This window comes from Desmonostoc muscorum LEGE 12446, assembly GCF_015207005.2.
In the GTDB taxonomy this organism is placed as follows: Bacteria; Cyanobacteriota; Cyanobacteriia; order Cyanobacteriales; family Nostocaceae; genus Nostoc; species Nostoc muscorum.
In genome coordinates, this window is sequence record NZ_JADEXS020000001.1 from 5,618,108 (window position 1) to 5,639,623 (window position 21,516).

The window sequence follows — 21,516 nt, forward strand, 5'->3', positions numbered from 1 at the left end:
ACGGATATACTAACTCAACCAGAGAATATCAAAAAATAGATGCCTGAGACATAGTAAATATTGCTGGGAATTATATAAAAATATAGTCTAGTTTACTGGACTCAGGATACAAACGAATAGCATATAACACTATTAACTCATACTGTTGTAGTCAAAAACTAGCGCTTAGGGGGCTTAGAGACGCGTGGGTCTTTTCAGGAACTTTCGCACATCGTGGGATATGGGTATCGACCTCGGTACCGCTAATACCCTTGTTTATGTATCTGGTAAAGGTATAGTACTGCAAGAACCTTCAGTGGTTGCTATCGATCAAAATGAAAAGGTGGCCTTGGCTGTAGGAGAAGAAGCCAAGAAAATGCTCGGTCGGACGCCTGGAAATGTGATTGCTCTCCGCCCCCTGCGTGATGGTGTAATCGCTGACTTCGAGGTGGCTGAGCTGATGCTCAAAAGCTTTATTCAACGTGTAAATGAAGGTAGATCCCTGATTTTACCCAGGATTGTCATTGGCATTCCCAGTGGCGTCACAGGAGTAGAAAGGCGAGCTGTAATGGATGCGGCTCAACAAGCCGGAGCAAGAGAAGTTTATTTAATTGATGAACCTGTAGCAGCGGCAATTGGGGCAGGACTACCTGTTACTGAGCCTACTGGTAACATGATCATTGATATTGGGGGTGGCACCACAGAAGTTGCAGTGCTAAGTCTTCAAGGTACGGTAATCAGCGAATCAGTACGCATTGCGGGGGATGAATTAACTGAAGCGATCGTTCAGTATCTCAAGAAAATGCACAACTTAGTGATTGGTGAACGCACTGCCGAGGAGATCAAGATTCGCCTTGGTTCTGCCTATCCCACTAACGATGATAATGATCTCATGATGGAAGTCCGGGGTTTACACTTACTTTCTGGTCTGCCACGAACTGTAACAATCAAAGCCCCAGAAATCCGTGAAAGTATGTTGGAACCGTTATCGGTAATTATAGAAGCTGTGAAGCGGACATTGGAACGCACGCCTCCAGAACTAGCAGCAGACATTATTGACAGAGGTATTATGCTGGCTGGTGGTGGTGCTTTGCTCAAAGGCATAGATACCCTGATTAGCCATGAAACAGGGATTGTGACCCACATTGCCGCCGATCCTTTAAGCTGTGTTGTGCTGGGTACAGGTCGTGTGTTAGAAAACTTTAAGCAAATGGAACGAGTTTTCAGCGCTCGCTCTCGTAATATGTAGCGAAAAAATTTCAAACTTGAGTTCTATTTGAGTTCTATTTGGGTTCTATATAAATAGAATCCGGGTAGAACTTAATTTATTAAGTATACAAAGGTATATATGGTGACAGTACGGCGTTGGTGGGATCATAAAGGATTACAAATCGGGTTGCTAGCTGTAGTAGCTGGTAGTGCTTGGATATTGCGACAGACTCAAGGTGAGTTGGTGCTTGAGACGTACTATACAATTACCCGTCCGTTGCAGATGTTGCAGTCAGGGCCAACTCCAGAAGAACGCCTCAGAGATGCGCGGGTATTAGAGTTGCAAACTCGTATAGTAGATTTGGAAAGTGAGAAGAAAAAGTTACAAAATTTATTGGGCTATGTGGAAAAAGAGCCACTGGCATCAAGGCCAATTCCAGCGCGGGTGGTGGGACGTAGTGCTGACCAATGGTGGCAACAAGTTACCTTGAATCGGGGTGCTAATTCGGGGATTCAGGAAGGCTATGTAGTCAAGGCCGATGGGGGATTGGTTGGTTTAGTGCAAAGTGTAACTCCCAATACTAGCCGCGTGTTGTTAATCAGTGACCTCAAGAGTCAAGTAGGTGTCACAATTAGCCGCACGGCTGCTAAAGGTGTTTTGCGAGGAGATTCTTCTGCGGATGCTGTGCTGGAGTTTTATGAAAAAGTTCCAAATGCGAAGGTAGGAGATTTAGTTTCCACATCTACTTATAGTCAAAAATTCCCATCCGGCTTGGCAGTAGGACGAATCAAGTCACTGAATTTAAAGAAACTCCCAGCCTCAGTCGCAAAAGTTGAGCTTTTTCCGCCAATTCGTTTTCTAGATTGGGTAGCAGTCTATCCAAAGCTAGAAAACCAAGATTTGGAAACTCAAAAGTCTAAGTAAATTCTTCGATAAAATCCACAGAAAAATGAAGATTCCTGCATTTGTTGGCAGCAGACAGAAAAAGCCAAAATCACCAAAGCGAAAATTGAAAGTCCAAATCCCGCCGCTTTCTCGTTGGCATCCTGCTGTACGTAAGTTGACGGGTTGGATGATAACGGTTGGGTCTGTGCTGTTATGTTTATTGTTGTTGCCAACCCGCCTCCCAGGTATGGAATTATTGGGAATTGGGCCAAACTGGCTGTTAATTTGGGTGGTGGCTTGGAGTGTGAAGCGCACAATGTTTGCGGGAGCATTGGCAGGTATAATTTTGGGGCTACTTCAAGATGGAATGACATCACCTTACCCTACTCATGCCCTCAGTTTAGGTATAGTGGGACTTCTCACTGGTTTACTCCAGAAACAGCGCTTTATGGAAGAGGATTTTATTTCTATTGCTGTAATTGTCTTTGTGATGGCAGTTTTGGGAGAAACTATCTTTGGGTTGCAATTAAGTTTTACAGGCGATGCCCACGGCGGGCACAGTCTACGCCAAGTCGGAGATATTTGGACATATTATCAACGTGTCGCTCTTGCTTCTGCGATTCTTAGTAGTCTCTGGGGACCTGTGGTTTATTATCCCCTGAATCTTTGGTGGCAACGGATGAAATTATTGGAGCAATAGTTGATGAGGGGAGGATCAAAACCCCATAGCTTAATGCTCTGGTTCGATTTGCTGTTGGAAGTAAGTTCGCAAACCATCTGCCAAAGCTGGAACCTGAACAGCGCGACGCACTAAATTGTCATCGGCTTCACGCACGTAGATTTGTACAATATCGGCAACTGTGACATTGTTTTCATCCCGACTCACCAGTTTGATCTCATCTCCTACACCAATTTCACCTTCAAGGACTACTGAAAAGTAAATGCCACTCAAACGGCTGTTGAGAAACCGTTTAACCATATCATCGCGCCCAAACTTGAGATTGAGCTTGAAGCAGGGAAACCGTGGCTGCGTCACCATCACAACAGCCGTGCCAATGCTAAAGCGATCGCCGATATTCACTTCCGTTTCCGACAAGCCCTCAATCGTTAGGTTTTCGCCAAACGCACCCCAAGGCAAGTCCTCATCTGGTAACTCCTGCCGCCAGTAAGTGTAATGCTCCATTGGATAAGCGTAAACCGCTTTTTCGGCACCCCCGTGAACGGTCAAATCTGCCTGTCGATCTCCATCTAGATTGAGCGATCGCAGCATTACTCTTCCATTCACGGGCTGCTTAAAAATGCTAGTTGTGACAGACTTTCTCTTCCAACTCACTTCACGCGGCAGTCCAACGCAAACAGAAATCAATTTCATAGAGCAACCTCAATAGTACTTAGGAGCAGCCTAAGAAGCCCGCGATCGCTATCGATCGCAATTTGCTTTCTGCCGCTTAATCTTAACCCGAACTCACGTTATGTTAGCGATCGCTACTTAGATTTATTACTACATGATAAATTAAGTGTTATTTCAGTTTTCAGTCTCGCTTGCATCTTTATTCCTTGAGAAAAGCATCAAACGTCAACCTATGTGGTAGTGAAGTTTGTGCGCCTGGTTTTGTGGCGGCTAAAGCACCTGCTGCTGCACCCCAAACAACTGCCTGATGTAAGGACATTCCTTCAAAAAGTGCCGCTGCTAAACCGCCATTGAAAGCGTCGCCAGCAGCTACTGTGTCAACTACATCAACTGGAAATGCAGGTACAAAAAACTTTTCTTTATCAGTTGCACAAAAAACACCCTTAGCACCGAGTTTGACGATCGCACATTTCACTCCCCGTTGCAATAAAATCTCAGCTGCCTGAGCGGCTGTTTCCTCTCCATCCACAGCAAAACCCACCAACTGCCCAGCCTCCACTTCATTGGGTGTGATAATGTCTACCAATGGATAAAGTTCTGCGGGTAAATCAGATTGTGCAGGTGCGGGGTCAAGAATGACTTTGATGTTTGCGCTTCTGGCTGCTTTAGCTGCTGCAACTACCGCAGGAATCGGAATCTCTAATTGTAAAAGTAGTGCTGTCGCTTCTGGTAATAAGTTTGATAACCGTTGCACATCTTCCTGATTGACGCGTCCATTTGCACCAGGAATCACAACAATTTGATTTTCTCCAGCCTGACTAACGGTGATAATGGCGACTCCAGAACTAACATTTTCATCAACGAAAACATTGTTTGTCTGCACACCAGATGCTTGCAAATTGTTGACAAGTTCTACACCAAAATTATCTGCACCAACACGCCCCACCATTTGAGTAGGAATTCCCAATCTAGCTAGTGCTACAGCTTGATTAGCTCCTTTACCTCCCGAAACTTGAAAAAAGTTTTCTCCGAGCAAGGTTTCTCCGCCGACTGGTAAGCGGGGTGCTGTGGCTACCAAGTCTATATTGATGCTGCCGAAAACGATAATGGTCATAGTAGGGAGCAAAAGTTATACCATTTTGGATTTGGGATTTTAGATTGGGAATGGTGTTGGGTATCTGGATTTTGTAAATTCATTTATCGCAATCAATTTTTAAATTGGTATTACAATCGAGAGTTTCCCAATTGGTAATCGCTGCGTTTTGCCATTCACTCTCCCAACCTAATTCCAGTTCATCCATCAGAGAACAAGCTACTGCTAGTGCGGTGTCTTCTTGTTGATGTCGCCACTGTTTCAAAAGATTTTCAATCAGGGCGCTAGGGTTTTCAACTTTTTGGTGGATGTAACTCACTAATTCATCTGGCAGCGAAATCGAGACTTTAGCCATATTTTACCTGAACAGGACTTACGCATTTGCATGACACTGGAAAGATTTGTGTTTCCCAGGACTTACGCAAAATTATGAAAAAACGAACCGCAAAGGACGCAAAGGACACAAAGAAATAAGAGTTTCAGAGAGTTTTTGCGTAACAGCTTATTTCCTATCACGTCGGGATTTAATAGTCTTCAAATATAGGTATATTAATTAAGGTGTTCAAATGCTTAAGCATAAACATAATAATACTCTTGCCGGATTACAAGCGAAGCTAGATGTAAAGATCGTTATTCCAATTGGAGTATTTGTAGCAACAGTCGTTTATTCACTGCATGTTTTTCAAGCTGCTTTTCATCCTCAGCAGCTGGAACAATCTGCCCAAGTTCAACTTCGCCCCTTTGATCGTGCAGAGTATGAACAGTTGAAAATAGGAATGTCATTAACGGATGTGCGGTCAATCTTGAATCGAGGTGTCGAGGTTAGGCGCTCTGAAACAATGGCAACCTTTGTCTGGGAAAATCCTGATGGTTCCAAAATCACCGCTATTTTTCAAAGTGACAAACTCAAGAGTAAGGAACAGCTTGGATTGCACTGAGAAGCTGGAGATAGGCGATATAGTTCGATTGCGATCGCCTTTTCCATCTCACTCACTTCCAACAAGCTATACTGCCAAATAGCGCTTAACAAATCTTAAAAACCATCATTGCAAACATAGGATATGCAAAACACAGATGTAGTTGTCATCGGTAGCGGTATTGGCGGTTTAAGTTGTGCTGCTCTTTTGGCACGATATGGCTTTGATGTGATAGTCTGCGAAAGTCATTCCATACCTGGTGGTGCCGCCCACGCTTTTGAGCGCAATGGTTTCAAGTTTGACTGTGGCCCGTCTCTCTACTCTGGACTGTCTTACAGTCCCTCTGCCAACCCTCTGCGCCAAGTCCTGGACGCCATTGGCTCTGAATTACCATGCGTCACTTACGATACTTGGGGTTGTTTTCTGCCAGAAGGTTATTTTGACACGTCAGTTGGGGCTGAGCAATTTTCTGAAGTGTTGAGGAAATTGCGTGGTGGTAATGCTGTCGCCGAATGGCAGCAACTCCAGCGCGTTATGGAACCACTGGCGAGTGCAGCAACGGCTATGTCACCGGCAGCATTACGCTTTGATTTGGGTGCAGTTCAAACTGTGGGACGATTTGCCCCTTCTCTACTAAAACATACTGGAAATATCATCAAGTTGACTGGCTCTTTCAGCCGGATTATGGATGGTGTTGTCAAAGACCAATTTACGCAAAATTGGCTGAATTTGCTGTGTTTTCTACTTTCTGGGCTGCCAGCAGATGGCACGATCGCCGCAGAGGTAGCATTTATGTTTGCTGACTGGTATAAAGCAGGGGCAATGCTTGACTATCCGATTGGTGGTAGTGGTGCTTTAGTTGACGCCCTTGTACAAGGATTGCAGCGTCACGGTGGTCAGATAAAACTAGGCGCACATGTCCAAGAAGTGCTGGTGGAAGGTAATCGGGCGGTGGGTGTGCGTTTGCGCGATCGCCAAGAAATCCGTGCCCGAAAAGCAGTAATTTCTAATGCATCGGTTTGGGACACGCTGAAGCTGTTACCAGAAAAAGCAGTAGCAAAACAGTTCCGCGCTCAAAGACAAGCGACGCCTGAGTGTGATAGTTTCATGCATCTGCATTTGGGTATTGATGCCCAAGGATTACAGACAAATTTACAATGTCATTACGTTGTCGTGAATAATTGGGAACTGGGGGTAACAGCACCTCAAAATGTGGTGGTGATATCAATTCCTTCAACTCTCGATTCATCTTTAGCACCACCAGGTAAGCATGTGATTCACGTTTATACTCCGGGGAATGAACCCTATGCTATTTGGCAGGGGATGGATAGAAGAAGTGAAGAATATGCCGAACAAAAGCGATCGCGTGCAGAAGTAATGTGGCAAGCGCTACAGCGGATTATTCCAGATATTCGCTCTCGTTGCGAAGTCACACTTGTTGGTACACCTCTAACCCACGAGCGTTTTCTACGTCGTCACCAAGGTTCATATGGCCCAGCAATTGCAGCGGGTTCTGGTATATTTCCCGGCCCCAGTACTCCCCTACCAGGGCTGTTGTGCTGTGGAGATTCGACATTTCCCGGTATTGGTTTACCAGCAGTCGCCGCTAGTGGGATGATTGCTGCCAATACCCTTGCACCTATTAACAAGCATTTAGAAATGCTTGAGGATATTAAGTGCATGTGAACTACTTCGCCGTAAGACGGACGGAGCTTCCCAATTCATCGGGAATAGCCTCTAGAACTCCGTAGTACTATAAGGTCTGACATTCCCTCCAAGGGCAGGAGTCCTGGTTCCCAAGACCCAAATCTTTTACCCTGAGCGTAGTCGTTCGCGGAGCGTTTCTAAGAGTTGGGTTTTCTTGCAACATATACCTATTAGCTTGGTTTTCGCTTATGGCATTGATGGTCAAGACCAAATAATCCTATCAGAAAATCTTCTCCCAAGGGGAGACGCCAAGGGCGATGGGGATTCGTCATCCATAAGCGTATTTGTTTTTGCTGACGCAAAAAAACAATACGCCTATGCCCTACTCACCAAGAGCTCCCTATACCTAGAGTACATTGTTCGCGTTAGCGTCTCGCAGAGAAGGTGGGGACTTCCGCGACACGTTAAAAAGGAGAATTCAGAATTCAGAATTTAGAATGAATATAGAATCAAGCGTGCTATGGATTTTTGATTTTTTGATTTTGTTCAAATTATAAAGCTTGAGTATCAAAGTCTTCTGACTTCTGACTCCTGAATTCTGACTTCTGAATTCTGACTCTTGACTCCCGAATTCTAATAAATGTATTTATTTTTTTGAGTACAAAATCTCGCTGCTAACAAAGCCGCACCCGCAGCCAAAATCGCTAAGGCGCTTCCAGGTTCGGGTACGGCAGCAACTTTAGCATCAATTCGTGCAGTTCCAGCAAACAAACCTGCTAAATTAGAGTCGCCAAGTCCTTGAGCAAACTCTGGAGAAATTAACAATTGAACATCAGCCAGAGTTAAAGTTAAATTGTCTTTATCAAATGTCACAGATTGGGGATAGCTCAAGTCAAACAAAATTGGATTAAGAGAAGAAATTGTGTCTCTTAAAACAAGTCCGCTGGCATTAGGGACAGTACGTCCTGGAGCAAAACCAATTGAAAAGTTACCAACAGTAATTTGATCGTTGAAGGTAACAGTACCAGTATGCTCGATTGTACCGAATAGTGGAGTAAAACCGCCTTCGTCGCTGAAGGTGAAGTTGGTAGCCGAGTCGATTTGAAACCCAACTAAATAATCGCTGGGTATTGGTGGGACTGTATCCTGAGTGCCTGTGATGATTAGCCCGATATTTCTGAGAATATTTTCGTGGTCGCGATCTATACTGGTAACTCCAGATTCCACTTTAAAAGTTGCAGCTTCTACTTGTATGGGTGCAATTGATATCAAAGCTGCTGTTGTACAACCAACAATTCCTGCAATATGGAAAAAACGCATATATCCTCTTTATTTTCTGTGCCTAATTTTAGATAATTCAACGATTTTGTGTTGAAAATATTATTTTAAAAATTTAGATTGCATTTTTAAACTCAAGAGATTGTACTAAATTTTTGCATTTTACCTTATTTTCTTAATTCTTAAATTTTTTTGAGATTTTTTGCATTTTCTATCTTCACTTTCCAATCAAAGCTTATTCTCTAACTAGATCAGCGTTTAACTGGCTGCTCAGAAGATGGATGCATAGATATAATGATGAGTTTGCATCAATATTGATAAATGCTTGCCCATTGTTTTTATAGAGTACCATATTTTTTGAAAAGTCTATAATTAAATCCCCAATTTAATCTTATGAGTTGGCTATTGCTGGTTGAAATTTACCCTGGAAAGAGGAAAATGATATGGTTTTTAAAGTTAAAATAAAGTTATCATCAATTTAATAGCATATTTTAATTCATCCAGTGCAAATTTGAAAGTCAATGACGTGGGGATAAATAAACATCACTAATTATGATTGAGTATAAAGCTTGATAAATAAGGCATTAGAAGTAATAACTTAGCAGAAGATAGTTATGTTTAATGATGTCCAATTACTATTATTTAGCTCTCAGCCTACTATTGTGATGTAATTAAAAATAAGTTTTAGCTTTCATTATTGAGAAGTTTAGGTTAAGAACTGAAGTGATATCTGACAGTTGAGTACTAGACCCATAAGACATAGGAGTGAAAATTAATTGTGCATTACACAAAACCCTTGGTAGAGGCGAACAGCCCTAACCTTCGGGTTCCGTTTTAGCGGTACGCAGTTACATTATTTGACCAGATGTCTATAGATCCAGCGATCGAGGTAGACTACATACACTACAGCTTTCGATGTTCTGGAAGTGCGGCGTGTGTTATGCGGTTCTGTTGGGCATTCTGAGAGATTTTTGCTGCGTTAGGGGTAAAGCGTATTGCTAACCCCCTACTCTCTACTTCCTTTTTTGGATGGAAGTATCAATTTTCTAATTGACAGACACTCGCCAAAAGGATATACCATATAGTGCATCCTACGCAAACCGTTGTTTTATGCCTAGTGTTGAACCTGACGAAAACCGAGAGCATCGCATTCAAACAGAGATCATTGTAGATGCTGAAGATAAAGAAGACCGGGCTATGGGTTGGTACTATTACCTCGAAGAAACTCTGAATTTTCCGTTTATGGCTAAATGGACTAAGAAGGGGCGCAAATCCGCTTCTGTGGAAGAGAAACAAGTAGAAGTACTGGGAATGGCACCGGATGATGAGTGCTTAAAGGATATGTTTGTAGAAGTCGCTGATATTAATGGTAAGGATGATGATGTATATTCTGCAAAGTTATCTGAAATAGTAGCCATTGATGCTGACAGTGAAACGATTGAAGCGATCGCAGACTGGCTCTATTGGATTGCTAGAGGATATAAATTCTAAATTCTACGATAAATTCCGAATCACGCGACAAGGATTGCCAGCAGCAATCACATTTTCAGGTATATCTTTAGTAACTACACTACCAGCACCAATGGTTGTGCGATCGCCAATAGTTACACCTGGACAAATAATTGCACCGCCACCAATCCAGACATTATTACCAATCTTAATTGGGGCTGCTAGTTCTCTACCAGAAAGGCGAGTTTCGGGTTCTGTAGGATGATAAGCAGTATAAATTTGCACGTAAGGGGCGCATAACACATGATCGCCAATGTGAACTGTATTACAGTCTAAAATTACACAGCCATAGTTCATGTATAATTTATCGCCAGCGAAAATATTACTACCATAGTCACAGTGAAAAGGTGGTACGATTACAACTTTTTGACCTACTTTTCCAAATAATTGCTGCAAAATTTGTTGTCGTTGTTCTTGCTGTTCTTCGGTTGTAGAATTGTAATTTCGCAACAGACAACTAGCTCGTTTATGTTCGGCAGCTAGTTCGGGATCTTCTGCAAAATATAACTCGCCTGCGAGCATTTTCTGTTTTTCAGTTTTTTCCATAGTTTGCACATTAATCAATAGACCTGCCTTGAAAATATCTCTTTCCCAGTCCCCAATCCCCAGTCCCCAGTCCCTATTTTCAAGGCAGGTATAATATTAAAATATCGCATAAGTAGCCTTTCCTTGCCGCTTAGCTCGGTACATAGCAGTATCAGCATCCTGTAGCAGGGTTGCAGGTTCTTCATAGCTACTACAATTCCAAGCAATACCAATGCTAGCTGTAGTATATAATTGATTTCCGTTGAGGCTAAGGGGTAATCTTAAGGAGTCTTGAATACGTCTGGCAACATTGATCGCATCAGTCACGTCTTTAATATCTTCCAAAAGAACGGTAAACTCGTCACCACCAAATCGTGCTACAGTATCGCCACTGCGTAAGCATGACTCTAAACGTCTAGCGATCGCTACTAAGAAATCATCCCCTACTCCATGCCCAAAGCGATCGTTAATCTGTTTAAAGTTATCTAAATCCAAAAACAGAACTCCAAAATAATAATCGCTTTTGCGTTTACTACGTTCAATTGCTTGTCTGAGTCGGTCTAAAAATAAAACACGATTTGGTAATGCTGTCAGTCCATCATAAAACGCATTGCGGATCAGTTGTGCCTCTGTCTCCTTGCGTTTGGTGATATCTTGAAAAACTAAAACCGCACCAGTAATATTGCCATTTTGATCGCGGATAGGTGCAACATTATCCCCAATGGGTATTTCTTTGCCATCTTTGGTAATTAGTGTACAGTTTTCCGGTAGATTTAAAACTTCACCTGCTTCGATTACATGTGTGGCTAAATTTTCAATTGCTTCTCCTACATCTTTGTCAACTAAGTTCACAACTTCTACTAAGTCTTTACCGAAGGCTTCGCTTTGCTTCCAACCAGTGATAATTTCTGCTATTGGATTCATCATTTGAATACAACCATTTGCATATGTCACAATCACTGCACGACCCATACTGTTAATAATCGCTGTCAACCTCTGTTTTTCTTCCTGTAATTTCTTTTCACTCTGATGTTTATACAGAGCCATTTCAATCACCAAATGTAAATCACTTTCAATAAAGGGTTTTAATATATACATAAAAGGCTCAATTAGCTGATTTTTTTGTAAGATTTTATATTCAGATCTGTCTATGAGATAGACTACAGGCACATGTAAATTATTCTGGATAATGTCTGCTAGTTGCACACCATTTATTTTCCGATTTAGCCGGATATCAATTAATACTAAATTTGGATGAATTTCTACTACCTTTTGTATTGCCTCTTCACCAGGTTCAGTTATTTCTGAAACGAAATAGCCTAATTTTTGTAAATTATTTTTGATATTTGAGGCTAGGCTTTTTTCATCCTCAACAACTAGGATTTTGCGGGCGAACATGTTACGATAGCCTGTTTGCTAAGGTTGAGATTTTGTAGTCACTATCAACTCGATCTAAAATTCGATAATCTTATCATAAACAATCTCTCAGTACCTGGCTAAATAGCAAACAGCATGTTGTTTACCTGTGATAATTTCAGGACTTACGCAAAATCATGAAAAAACGAACCGCAAAGGACGCAAAGGGTACAAAGAAATAAGAATTTTAGAGGGTTTTTGCGTAAGTCCTAAATTTCTGTGTTTCCTAAAGGTAATTACTCAATACAGCTAATATCAAGTCATTAATATTCCATGTAAGTTACTAGCAATCAAAAATTGAATTTCAGAAATATACAATAATTATTGTCATAAAAATAAAAATCAGTCAGTATAATATTTATCCAAAAAGTAATCAAGAATAAAATTTAATACAACAGAATTTATAATTCAGAATCCAGAATCCAGAATTGGGAAGTAAAACAGGGTTTATACCAGGCTTTGGGATGAATCGTTGTGTAGTTCACTTTCGTTGAAATCTGCTGTAAATTCACAGGATACTCATCTTTAATTTCCTGCTTTTAAAGTGGGGTTAGGGAGGATTAACTTTTAAACAGTCGGGGATGAGAATGAGGGTATGAATTATCTAAGACTTAGTTATTTATGAAGAATTTAAAATTGTACTGGCTTTAAACTGGGCTGAAGTTGGTTTTCGGTTTTTGAGAACCAGTGCGGGGTGGGGGGAATAAATGGCAGGAAAAATTCTGTTTGTCAGATATTTCCACACTCCAGCTAAACCCCTGTGTTTGCTAGTTTATCGGTCTCGATCGCCAAAACACGGTTTACGGTTTAGAGATTAGACTTAGTTTTAGTCACTTCAATGCTAATTGTGCCGCCAAAGTCTGGAATCGGTGCGCTAGGTTTGCTGAGAATGACTTGGACTTGTGTGATGCGATCGTATTGTTGGAGGATAGAATCTGCGATCGCCATTACCAGTTTCTCCACCAAAGCGAACTTAGAAGTTTTGACCAGATGTTGTATCAAGCTAATGACGCTGCGATAATCTAAAGTGTCTTCGATGGCGTCAGTCTTAGCCGCTGTGGAGATATCCAACCATAACCTCACATCCACCTCAAACCATTGTCCTAGCACCTGTTCTTCTGGTAGATACCCAGTGTAGCCATAGCAGCGAATTCCTGTTAAATGAATGCAGTCCATAAAAGTTTGAGAGCAAATTGTGTGCATTTTCTAGAAAGTGTAGTCACTGGGTTGCGATCTTTGGCAAAGTTGAATCAACTGGCGTCAAGCTAGTCTGTCTGGAAATTTTCTTGCCAACAAACTCGCGTGGCGGTGTCGGTTTCCATCCCCGTATTTGTGAGGAAAAGCTCGCAACCTACTTTTGGGGAAAGCTGCTTTTGAACCTCCAAGGGTCAAAAACCGAGCCTCGGACTTTTCCTTGTCCAACTTTCCCAGACGGATTTTAAATTGAATTCCCCTAAAGAAAATCTAAAATTTAAGATTGTTTTATAGCTATGTTTGATTTAATGCCGATCGCCTTTAAAAATGTTAATCAACTTTGGGCTTATATCTTAACAGAGACGCTCAAGCAGCTGGGATTGACTTGTGCTATCATTTGTCCTGGTTCACGCTCTACACCTTTAGCAGTGGCCTTTGCCCAACAAGCACCAGAAATTGAAGCCATTTCCGTGCTTGATGAACGCTCCGCCGCCTTTTTTGCCTTAGGACAAGCTAAAGCAACCGGACGCCCTGTAGTAGTTCTTTGCACCTCTGGTACAGCAGGAGCGAACTTTTATCCAGCGGTAATCGAAGCCTCATATAGCCGCGTACCACTGTTAGTATTAACCACCGATAGACCACCAGAATTGCGAGATTGCCACTCTGGGCAAACCATAGACCAGTTGAGATTATATGGCAACTACCCAAATTGGCAAGGCGAGTTAGCCTTACCCGCCGCTGATATGGGAATGTTAGCTTATTTGCGGCAAATGGTAATTCATAGCTGGGAAACAACGCAAATCCCAACGATTGGCCCAGTACATTTGAATATTCCCTTTCGCGATCCTTTAGCGCCTGTTCCCGATGGAAGTGACTTGAGTTTTTTACAGTCCCAGTTCGACCCAGAAGACTTCTTTGCAGGAATCGCAAACACTACCCCACTCCCCACTCCCCATTCCCTACTCCCCATTCCCCAAGAATGGAAACAATGCGATCGCGGCATTATTATCGCAGGTGTAGCCCAACCACAGCAACCACAGGAATATTGTAAGGCGATCGCCCGACTTTCCCAAACTCTCAAATGGCCTGTTTTAGCAGAGGGACTTTCGCCACTGAGAAATTATGCCCAACTCAACCCCTATTTAATTTCCACCTATGACTTGATTTTGCGAAATCATCAACTAGCCAAGCAGCTAGCACCCAAAATGGTGATTCAGATAGGAGAAATGCCCACTAGTAAAGAACTGCGTACCTGGATAGATGCAACCCAACCCCGACGCTGGGTAATTGACAACAGCAACCAAAACCTCGACCCTTTGCACGGGAGGACGACGCATTTGCGGATGAGGGTAGAGCAGCTTTTTTGGGGAGATGAGGGAGTTGGGGGAGATGGGGGAGTTGGGGGAGATGAGGAAGAAAATACTTCTTTATCCCCCTCATCCCCCTCATCCCCCCCCAACTATCTCCGCCAGTGGTGTGCAGCGGAAACGCAAGTTAGGACAGCTGTTGACCAAACTATGGGGGATATGGAGGAATTATTTGAGGGTAAAGCAGCTTGGTTAATTTCTCAGACGCTACCGCCAGGAACGCCGCTGTTTATTGCTAATAGTATGCCCGTGCGGGATGTGGAGTACTTTTGGAAACCGAATAATTTGGGAGTGCGATCGTATTTTAACCGGGGTGCAAATGGCATTGACGGCACATTATCTACAGCTTTAGGAATTGCCCATCGCCAGCAAAGTAGTGTGATGTTAACAGGAGATTTAGCTTTGTTGCATGACACCAATGGTTTTTTAATCCGCAATAAATTTGTGGGACATCTGACAATTGTGTTAATCAATAACAATGGCGGTGGAATTTTTGAAATGTTACCCATTGCCAAATTTGACCCACCATTTGAAGAGTTTTTCGGCACTCCCCAGGATATTGATTTTGCTCAGTTGTGTACTACTTATAATGTGCAGCATGAGTTAATTACTTCTTGGGAACAGTTGCAGCAAAGATTAAACCCGCTACCAACTACAGGGATTCGGGTTTTGGAGTTGCAGACAAATCGCAAAGCTGATGCTAGGTGGCGACAAGAGAATTTAAGTAAGTTTGCCGCAGATATTGAAATTTAGCTATTTTATATAAATAATGCTGAAGAACAGATGAAATATACCAATTAGATGAAAAGCTTGTGCAATAAAGTTCAGATTTATTTAGTAGCAGTGTTTCAATCTATCGTACTGATTGGAAGCATTGCTTAATTGTAGGTTAAACAAATTAATTTGCTGAAATTTGTTGAGTAGTATTTACTATTTTGCGTATTACGCTAAAGTAGTATACATTCAGAATACTTTTTCAAATATGACAAATGAACTGCATCTTTATTTTGATGACTCTGGCAGCCGTAATCCCGATTCAGAAGCAATAACACGCCGTGATGGGATAGATTGCTTTGCTTTGGGTGGAATCTTAGTACAGGAAGAAGATATAAAACAAATTATAATAAAACATCAAGAATTCTGTAATAAATGGAATGTTACTGAACCATTGCATTCTACGAAAATTCGTTCTCGGCAGAAAGCTTTCGCCTGGTTAGGCAAGGAAGATAATAAACAGAAATCCCAAGAGTTTTTAAGCGACTTAGAAATGCTTATGCTAGATTTACCGTTTACTATAATTGCATGTGCTATCCATCGACCAGGTTACATGGCTCGTTATAAAAATAAGTACAAAAATGATATTTGGATGATGTGTAAAACTGCCTTCACCATCTTAGCTGAAAGGTCAGTAAAATATGCAATTTCCAAAGAACGCAAGCTACGCATTTTTTTTGAAGAAAGTGGGAAAGATGCGGATAGAGCAATTCTAAAATATGCGAAAGAACTTAAAACTGAAGGAATGTATTTTGATCCACATAGTTCAGCAGCTTATATGGGACTGACAGCAGATACATTTCAAATAAATTGGTTAGGAGAACCACAGCGTATAACTAAGAAATCACCAATGATACAGCTTGCGGATCTAGTTTTGTATCCAATAATTAAGGGACGTTATGATTCAAGCTACCGAACTTATGAGTCTCTTAAAAGTAAGTCAAAACTCATTGATTGCGTATTAGATCCCGATAAAATACCTCAGATGGGTATAAAATATAGCTGTTTTGACGACATATAAAACTAAAGACTCGGAATTTATCCGAGTCTTTAAAATTTCGGCTTTCATACGAAAACCCCGGGGCGTTGCCCAATAGATAAACTATAAGGCCATTTAAAATTAAGTACAAGCTTCAATAGTCTTGTTTATTAAAACTTTAAACTTTACTTCAGGTTGTATTTGAATAGATAACCCTTTTGCATTCTCGTTTACGCCTACTCTTTGAGAAACCAATGCGCTTCGAGCAATGAAATTTACTCCCTGACTCCAGCTTGTAACCACCCTTCCAAATCCGCAAGAGTAGAAAAATCCAACAAAGCATCACCTAAAGCTTCCAACTGTTCCACCGATAAGCCTTGAATCTGGGACATAAGCGCATCAGAAATATTACCCACGCGCCGATTTAATAGTCGTAAAACGATCGCTCTTTCTCCTTCAACCTTTCCTTCCTCTCGTCCTTGTTCCTTCGCTTCCACAATAGCCCGTGGTTCTTCCAAATTAAGTCCTAACATCTCTTCAATCTCCTCTCGACTCAAGGTAGAAAACTTGTAGACGATAATCGTCGTCACTAAATCAATTATCGCTTGCTCCGATTGCTGCCGTGCTTGTTCCAGCAAAAACCGCGCCCCTTCCACTGCTTCTGCTTCAGCAGTAACATTTGTCAGCAACATCAAACCCAATCCCAAAGGTTGTTGTCGTAAATCCCCCAACTCATCGAGATAAACCCGCCTAACTTGTCCACTCTCCAACAAAGCGCGATGAATCATTAAATTTGATGGTTCCAGACTGCGAGAAGGAAAAATCACCACTCCAAACCAGTCATCGTAACGAATTGAATGGCGATAGAGAAACAAAAACAATTCGCTAAAGAAGCGGTGATATAAATCTTCGTCCTTCTGAAACTGGACTTCAGCAAAAAAGACGGTTTTAGAAACTGCATTGGCGGGAGGTAGAAACACTCCATCAATCCGAAACGCCGTTTCTTTAACCTCAACCGATTCAAACTGGTAGTCTGCTGCTTCTGGGGGTGGTTGGTCTACCAACTCAAACAGCAATCCTGGAAATTGCTTGAACAATTTGTAGAAGATGGAGTCACGCCGCATTGTGATTGCTAATCAATTACCAGCCCTGATTGTAAAGCTTGAGACATTAATCTTAGCGTAGGCGTAGCCCACCGCAGGTATCGCAACACCCCACGTCCGCGATAAAATTCTCAAGCACAACAGCGCACTTCATACCAATGCAAATTAACTGGCAAACTGCCAAATCCTACGAAGATATCCTGTATCAAAAAACCGATGGCATTGCGAAAATCACCATCAACCGCCCCCACAAACGCAATGCTTTTCGTCCCAAGACTGTCTTTGAACTTTACGATGCTTTCTGTGATGCGCGTGAAGATACTACTATTGGTGTTGTTCTATTTACTGGTTACGGCCCACACACTGATGGTAAATATGCCTTCTGTGCTGGTGGCGACCAAAGCGTGCGGGGACATGCTGGTTATGTAGATGATACTGGCATCCCCCGGTTGAATGTGCTGGATTTGCAACGCTTGATTCGTTCCATGCCGAAAGTAGTGATTGCTTTGGTAGCTGGATATGCGATCGGTGGTGGACATGTCCTACACTTGATTTGCGACCTCACCATCGCGGCTGATAACGCCATTTTCGGACAGACTGGACCGAAAGTCGGTAGTTTTGATGGTGGTTTTGGCGCTAGCTATCTTGCCCGCGTTGTAGGGCAAAAAAAAGCACGCGAAATTTGGTTTCTCTGCCGTCAATATGATGCCCAACAAGCCCTAGAAATGGGCTTAATTAATTGCATCGTCCCAATCGAACAACTAGAAGCCGAAGGTATTCAGTGGGCGCAAGAGATTTTAGAAAAAAGTCCGATCGCCATTCGGTGTCTCAAAGCAGCATTCAACGCTGATTGTGACGGACAAGCTGGTTTACAAGAACTCGCTGGCAATGCCACCCTACTGTATTACATGACAGAAGAAGGGTCTGAGGGCAAACAAGCGTTCCTCGAAAAACGCCCACCAGATTTTCGCTCTTTTCCTTGGTTACCCTAAAATTGCAAAAATCGCACCTTCCTAAAGGGTGCGATTTCTGTAGATGTCAACGTTTACAGCACTAAAAATCTTAAAAACAAATCTTATTTTAAGCAGACTACGAACTCAGTCCAGTAATAATGAGTGACTAAATAAGCACAGTTTTAGTCTTAGCCTCTTGGGAAGTAGAGACAGTTGTTTCCTCTACAAGAGCAAGAGCAGCATTGTCTAAATCTGAAACTAGCGATTGACAAGAAGTTAAAACTGGTTTTGCATCTGGCAAACCCCAAGCATCTTCCAAAGTTTCCCAAGAAGGTGCAAAAGGTGGGATCGCCAAAGAGCAAGCCTTCCAGCTTGCTTGAACTGGCGCTCCCAATTGCTGACACATTCCGCCACGGCGACCCTCTGGCTGGTAATGACGGCAATATTTACAGGCAGATGCTAAAAATTTAATAGGTTTCATTTGGGTTCATCGTTAGTGCCGTTTCGGCTGAATTTCACCCTTATATTTTGCTTCTATATATAAAGAGGGAGGAAAGCCAAAAAGTCATTATTTGCTCTAGGTTTCAGCGATCCCGATGAAAAAATAAATTTTAGGATATTTTTATATTCTTGTTATATTTTTCAATGTTCTTTAGAGTGGATACCTATAGATTTTGGCTAAAACTTATTAGGGATCAAGATTAAAAGGGAAGCTTTTGATTTATCTGGTGTTTTAACTTCCTCCTTAAGGATAGCTTAAGGCACATAATTAGAGATCAATGGTCTGGATTTGTATCACACTCCCGATATTTTACTGCTAAAATATGCTTTTTCTCAAGAATTACAACTGTTGTATGTGGTTGCAGCAAGTTACTTTAGGATATTTTTTGCTTTTCCATAAATAAATTTAGTTGCTCTGTCTGTAATTCTGCGGAGAAATTTAATTTCTCCAGACCTCTACACTGAAGCTCCCCGGCTTAGTCGTCAGGATTGGCTGGCTTCAAAATTGCTTAGCAGCACAGACAGAACAAACTGCCCAGCGCTGGAGTTCGCCGGGTGGGGTGGGGGATTGACATTGGGGACAAAGGGGTAAGCCATGCGATCGCGCTTGCACGATCTTAGTCCAGTGCCCAAAAGCAGCATTCGCATCTTGAATACTGGGTGTATTCTCAGGACGGCTAAGGCGATCGCCAACGTAACTGGGATGCTCATGGGACAAAATTGTTTGTTGCTGTTTTGTCTCCACAGCTGAATGCTGCCAACCAGCAGTCGAGAAGCGAATATCAACCAAAGGCGTTGGCAGCTTTTTATTCAACTTTAAAAGCAGAGACGTGCGACCAAAAGTCAGGTTTTGCGCCCAAGCTGCACTCGAAGTTGCTACCCACAAAACATCACGCTGAATCGACAATGGTCGAGTATGTGCCGCAACCACAGAACCAACAACCTCTGGCCAACACTTGGTCAAGCGTTGAAATGGTTGCTCCTGCCATTTAGCCTGCTTTTCTAGAATGCCTAAAATATCATTAACTGATTTCAACGACATGATTAATCAAAGTGGGGAGTCGGGAGTCGGGAGTGGAGAGTAGAGACGCGATTAACCCTTGTCTGTACAGGAATTAGGAGTTTTCTCTCCCCACCCCATTTCCTATTCTCAAGATAGACCCCCATGAACTATGCTTCACAACAAAGTCTAAAAATCGTCTTTTCTACTTCCCACTCCCCACTCCCCACTTTCTAAGTAATTTTCGCTAATATTGGCACAAATATGTCTAAAGTTAATTCCAGCAATCTATGTTTGAGGCACAGAGGCAATGACTCAAAACTCCCCGAATGATTCCGGTACTCAATCGTCTAAAACACCTGGGTTGAAACCAGCACTAGCGGCAGCACTGGCAAGTTTAGAGGTGCCACTAGATCAAGAGTTAGCTCGATACCGACGCACCCGAACTGGTTCGGTGTCCTCGAACCAGCCCCGTGTCGGGAGTTACATCAGCAGTCAACCTCAGCAGTTCACTGCTGTTTCTACAGCATCGGGTACAGCTGCGCCATCCGTAGCGGAAACTAAAATCAATGTCCCACCACCTCCGCCTCTATCTTTACCTGTGAATCTTCAGGTAACTCCAGCACCATCTGTTGTAAAAATTGAGGAACCACCGATATCTGTACCCGTAAATCCTCAGGTGAACTCAGAACCAGTAACGGTAAACACTGAGGAAGTGAGTAATCTTAATGCCCCGCCCAGCTTGGATTCTGCTAAAAGACAAACTCAACTTCCACCACCGCCACCCAACTTTAGTAGCAGCATTGTACCAGCAGTCGTAAAAGATACTAAAGGCGAAAATCTTGTGCAGCCGGATGATGGACCGAAGCAGCCGGATGACTATTTGGAATCTAGTGAAGCACTGTTGCGAAGTCTGACAGAAGAACAGCCACAAACTAAAAAGCCAAGTAATTATAGTGACAGTCTACTATCACCCTTAGGTATCGGCTCGATGTTGCTGCTATTGGTGGCGAGTCTGACTTTGGGTTATGTAGTTTTCAATCCTAAAAGCTTGCCCCAGTGGAATTTAGCCAAGTTGTTTAATAACAACTCGTCTGCTGCACCAGAAAATACTCAGGAAGTTGCAAGTAATGTCCAATCTCAGATCCAGCCACCAAGCACATCTATACCCAAGTATCCCAATCTCGCTGCCGAAGAGTTTCCTGAGGTCAAAGATCCCAATGATGTAGTTGGCTTAAAACCCAAAGTCCAACCAATAACTCCAGTTGTTCCCCAAAACCCGGCAAATCCTCAAGCCCCATTGCCTAACTCGATCGCACCCCTAAAACCCACAAATCCGATCGCCATAGCACCTGTACCAACAGCAAAGCCCTTACCTCTTGCGAATTTATCCCCGACGCCAAAGCCAAAAACCTTACCTCAGCCAAATGCACAAATCAAACCATCTACAGATGGGCTATACCACATAGTGATAGACAATCAAGACCGTGCTTTAGCTTCAGCAAGGCAAGTAGTTCCCGATGCTTATTTATCACCTGACAAACAATTGATTTTTCTGGGTGCTTTTAAGACTAAAGAGCAAGTACAAAGACACATGCAATTACTACAAACAAGAGGAATTAAAGCACGAGTTCAGCAGCCATGAGTCGCAAAAATCTACGATACCATGAGATAACGGTGCTAAGTGGGGAGTCGGGAGTTGGGAGTCGGGAGTAGTAGAGATAAAATTTTGGTTGTTTAGTACGCTACTACAAAAATTATTATACTTAGGAGCGTCTGACTGGCGGCGATCGCCACCTCCATTCCCCACTCCCTACTCCCTACTCCCTATTTTT

At 42.5% G+C, this 21,516-nt stretch carries 20 protein-coding genes; 10 read left to right on the top strand and 10 right to left on the bottom strand.

The window, feature by feature from the left end; translation table 11 throughout:
- Positions 1-220 precede the first annotated feature (220 nt).
- From IQ276_RS23880 to mreD, 3 genes are all read left to right on the top strand, one after another.
- Complete coding sequence (locus IQ276_RS23880; RefSeq protein ID WP_190879596.1) at positions 221-1,228, top strand: rod shape-determining protein; 1,008 nt, start codon at positions 221-223, stop codon at positions 1,226-1,228.
- Between the two features lie 99 nt (positions 1,229-1,327).
- Entirely contained in the window at positions 1,328-2,113 is a 786-nt protein-coding gene (mreC, locus tag IQ276_RS23885) for a rod shape-determining protein MreC (RefSeq protein WP_193916325.1), read from the top strand.
- 25 nt (positions 2,114-2,138) lie between these two features.
- The gene (mreD, locus tag IQ276_RS23890; RefSeq protein WP_193916328.1) at positions 2,139-2,774 is read left to right on the top strand and encodes a rod shape-determining protein MreD; all 636 of its coding nucleotides are present in this window, start codon (positions 2,139-2,141) and stop codon (positions 2,772-2,774) included.
- A 30-nt stretch (positions 2,775-2,804) separates the two neighbouring features.
- Here mreD and IQ276_RS23895 read toward each other — a convergent pair whose 3' ends face one another.
- From IQ276_RS23895 to IQ276_RS23905, 3 genes are all read right to left on the bottom strand, one after another.
- Complete coding sequence (locus IQ276_RS23895; protein ID WP_193916331.1) at positions 2,805-3,446, bottom strand: MOSC domain-containing protein; 642 nt, start codon at positions 3,444-3,446, stop codon at positions 2,805-2,807.
- Positions 3,447-3,624: 178 nt separating this feature from the next.
- Positions 3,625-4,539 carry a ribokinase gene (gene rbsK, locus IQ276_RS23900; RefSeq protein ID WP_193916334.1) on the bottom strand — a complete coding sequence of 305 codons (915 nt, stop codon included), beginning with the start codon at positions 4,537-4,539 and terminating at the stop codon, positions 3,625-3,627.
- Between the two features lie 79 nt (positions 4,540-4,618).
- Entirely contained in the window at positions 4,619-4,873 is a 255-nt protein-coding gene (locus tag IQ276_RS23905; RefSeq protein WP_193916337.1) for a ribbon-helix-helix domain-containing protein, read from the bottom strand.
- Between the two features lie 211 nt (positions 4,874-5,084).
- On the opposite strand from IQ276_RS23905, the gene IQ276_RS23910 reads away from it, so the two are divergent.
- Positions 5,085-5,456, top strand: coding sequence for a hypothetical protein (locus tag IQ276_RS23910; RefSeq protein ID WP_228043010.1), 372 nt, complete (start codon positions 5,085-5,087; stop codon positions 5,454-5,456).
- 123 nt (positions 5,457-5,579) lie between these two features.
- The gene (locus IQ276_RS23915; protein WP_193916340.1) at positions 5,580-7,121 is read left to right on the top strand and encodes a phytoene desaturase family protein; all 1,542 of its coding nucleotides are present in this window, start codon (positions 5,580-5,582) and stop codon (positions 7,119-7,121) included.
- Between the two features lie 594 nt (positions 7,122-7,715).
- Here IQ276_RS23915 and IQ276_RS23920 read toward each other — a convergent pair.
- Positions 7,716-8,402: a hypothetical protein gene (locus IQ276_RS23920; RefSeq protein WP_193916344.1), complete on the bottom strand. Its 687-nt coding sequence runs from the start codon at positions 8,400-8,402 to the stop codon at positions 7,716-7,718.
- A gap of 1,068 nt (positions 8,403-9,470) precedes the next feature.
- Between IQ276_RS23920 and IQ276_RS23925 the strand changes: the two genes are divergently transcribed.
- Positions 9,471-9,851: a calcium-binding protein gene (locus tag IQ276_RS23925; RefSeq protein ID WP_190879612.1), complete on the top strand. Its 381-nt coding sequence runs from the start codon at positions 9,471-9,473 to the stop codon at positions 9,849-9,851.
- A gap of 3 nt (positions 9,852-9,854) precedes the next feature.
- On the opposite strand, the gene IQ276_RS23930 is transcribed toward IQ276_RS23925, so the two are convergent.
- The 3 genes from IQ276_RS23930 to folB form a co-directional block, all read right to left on the bottom strand.
- Positions 9,855-10,415 carry a sugar O-acetyltransferase gene (locus IQ276_RS23930; RefSeq protein WP_193916347.1) on the bottom strand — a complete coding sequence of 187 codons (561 nt, stop codon included), beginning with the start codon at positions 10,413-10,415 and terminating at the stop codon, positions 9,855-9,857.
- A gap of 96 nt (positions 10,416-10,511) precedes the next feature.
- Positions 10,512-11,792: a diguanylate cyclase domain-containing protein gene (locus tag IQ276_RS23935; RefSeq protein WP_193916349.1), complete on the bottom strand. Its 1,281-nt coding sequence runs from the start codon at positions 11,790-11,792 to the stop codon at positions 10,512-10,514.
- Between the two features lie 825 nt (positions 11,793-12,617).
- Positions 12,618-12,986 (bottom strand): dihydroneopterin aldolase, encoded by a 369-nt coding sequence (folB, locus tag IQ276_RS23940; RefSeq protein WP_190879625.1) that lies wholly within the window; start codon positions 12,984-12,986, stop codon positions 12,618-12,620.
- Between the two features lie 314 nt (positions 12,987-13,300).
- Between folB and menD the strand changes: the two genes are divergently transcribed.
- The gene (menD, locus tag IQ276_RS23945) at positions 13,301-15,124 is read left to right on the top strand and encodes a 2-succinyl-5-enolpyruvyl-6-hydroxy-3-cyclohexene-1-carboxylic-acid synthase (RefSeq protein WP_235115919.1); all 1,824 of its coding nucleotides are present in this window, start codon (positions 13,301-13,303) and stop codon (positions 15,122-15,124) included.
- Between the two features lie 229 nt (positions 15,125-15,353).
- Complete coding sequence (locus IQ276_RS23950) at positions 15,354-16,166, top strand: DUF3800 domain-containing protein (protein ID WP_193922957.1); 813 nt, start codon at positions 15,354-15,356, stop codon at positions 16,164-16,166.
- 233 nt (positions 16,167-16,399) lie between these two features.
- Here IQ276_RS23950 and IQ276_RS23955 read toward each other — a convergent pair whose 3' ends face one another.
- Entirely contained in the window at positions 16,400-17,248 is an 849-nt protein-coding gene (locus IQ276_RS23955) for an Rpn family recombination-promoting nuclease/putative transposase (protein ID WP_193922955.1), read from the bottom strand.
- A 137-nt stretch (positions 17,249-17,385) separates the two neighbouring features.
- On the opposite strand from IQ276_RS23955, the gene menB reads away from it, so the two are divergent.
- Positions 17,386-18,219, top strand: coding sequence for a 1,4-dihydroxy-2-naphthoyl-CoA synthase (gene menB / locus IQ276_RS23960; protein WP_193922836.1), 834 nt, complete (start codon positions 17,386-17,388; stop codon positions 18,217-18,219).
- A 127-nt stretch (positions 18,220-18,346) separates the two neighbouring features.
- On the opposite strand, the gene IQ276_RS23965 is transcribed toward menB, so the two are convergent.
- Positions 18,347-18,661 carry a hypothetical protein gene (locus IQ276_RS23965; protein ID WP_193922821.1) on the bottom strand — a complete coding sequence of 105 codons (315 nt, stop codon included), beginning with the start codon at positions 18,659-18,661 and terminating at the stop codon, positions 18,347-18,349.
- Between the two features lie 519 nt (positions 18,662-19,180).
- On the bottom strand, positions 19,181-19,723 hold the full coding sequence (locus tag IQ276_RS23970; RefSeq protein ID WP_235115920.1) for a DciA family protein: 543 nt from the start codon (positions 19,721-19,723) through the stop codon (positions 19,181-19,183).
- 268 nt (positions 19,724-19,991) lie between these two features.
- Between IQ276_RS23970 and IQ276_RS23975 the strand changes: the two genes are divergently transcribed.
- A complete protein-coding gene (locus IQ276_RS23975; RefSeq protein ID WP_235115921.1) occupies positions 19,992-21,326 on the top strand; it encodes a hypothetical protein in 1,335 nt (444 codons plus the stop codon).
- Positions 21,327-21,516 lie beyond the last annotated feature (190 nt).

What these genes read in the sequence shown, in the direction of transcription:
- IQ276_RS23880 (WP_190879596.1), top strand. Translation starts at nt 221, where the DNA reads ATGGGTATCGACCTCGGTACCGCTAATACCCTTGTTTATGTATCTGGT.
- IQ276_RS23925 (WP_190879612.1), top strand. Translation starts at nt 9,471, where the DNA reads ATGCCTAGTGTTGAACCTGACGAAAACCGAGAGCATCGCATTCAAACA.
- IQ276_RS23920 (WP_193916344.1), bottom strand. Translation starts at nt 8,402, where the DNA reads ATGCGTTTTTTCCATATTGCAGGAATTGTTGGTTGTACAACAGCAGCT.
- IQ276_RS23970 (WP_235115920.1), bottom strand. Translation starts at nt 19,723, where the DNA reads ATGTCGTTGAAATCAGTTAATGATATTTTAGGCATTCTAGAAAAGCAG.
- IQ276_RS23905 (WP_193916337.1), bottom strand. Translation starts at nt 4,873, where the DNA reads ATGGCTAAAGTCTCGATTTCGCTGCCAGATGAATTAGTGAGTTACATC.
- menB (WP_193922836.1), top strand. Translation starts at nt 17,386, where the DNA reads ATGCAAATTAACTGGCAAACTGCCAAATCCTACGAAGATATCCTGTAT.
- IQ276_RS23965 (WP_193922821.1), bottom strand. Translation starts at nt 18,661, where the DNA reads ATGAAACCTATTAAATTTTTAGCATCTGCCTGTAAATATTGCCGTCAT.
- rbsK (WP_193916334.1), bottom strand. Translation starts at nt 4,539, where the DNA reads ATGACCATTATCGTTTTCGGCAGCATCAATATAGACTTGGTAGCCACA.
- IQ276_RS23950 (WP_193922957.1), top strand. Translation starts at nt 15,354, where the DNA reads ATGACAAATGAACTGCATCTTTATTTTGATGACTCTGGCAGCCGTAAT.
- IQ276_RS23955 (WP_193922955.1), bottom strand. Translation starts at nt 17,248, where the DNA reads ATGCGGCGTGACTCCATCTTCTACAAATTGTTCAAGCAATTTCCAGGA.
- IQ276_RS23930 (WP_193916347.1), bottom strand. Translation starts at nt 10,415, where the DNA reads ATGGAAAAAACTGAAAAACAGAAAATGCTCGCAGGCGAGTTATATTTT.
- IQ276_RS23910 (WP_228043010.1), top strand. Translation starts at nt 5,085, where the DNA reads ATGCTTAAGCATAAACATAATAATACTCTTGCCGGATTACAAGCGAAG.
- IQ276_RS23975 (WP_235115921.1), top strand. Translation starts at nt 19,992, where the DNA reads ATGACTCAAAACTCCCCGAATGATTCCGGTACTCAATCGTCTAAAACA.
- folB (WP_190879625.1), bottom strand. Translation starts at nt 12,986, where the DNA reads ATGGACTGCATTCATTTAACAGGAATTCGCTGCTATGGCTACACTGGG.
- mreC (WP_193916325.1), top strand. Translation starts at nt 1,328, where the DNA reads ATGGTGACAGTACGGCGTTGGTGGGATCATAAAGGATTACAAATCGGG.
- IQ276_RS23895 (WP_193916331.1), bottom strand. Translation starts at nt 3,446, where the DNA reads ATGAAATTGATTTCTGTTTGCGTTGGACTGCCGCGTGAAGTGAGTTGG.
- IQ276_RS23915 (WP_193916340.1), top strand. Translation starts at nt 5,580, where the DNA reads ATGCAAAACACAGATGTAGTTGTCATCGGTAGCGGTATTGGCGGTTTA.
- IQ276_RS23935 (WP_193916349.1), bottom strand. Translation starts at nt 11,792, where the DNA reads ATGTTCGCCCGCAAAATCCTAGTTGTTGAGGATGAAAAAAGCCTAGCC.
- menD (WP_235115919.1), top strand. Translation starts at nt 13,301, where the DNA reads ATGTTTGATTTAATGCCGATCGCCTTTAAAAATGTTAATCAACTTTGG.
- mreD (WP_193916328.1), top strand. Translation starts at nt 2,139, where the DNA reads ATGAAGATTCCTGCATTTGTTGGCAGCAGACAGAAAAAGCCAAAATCA.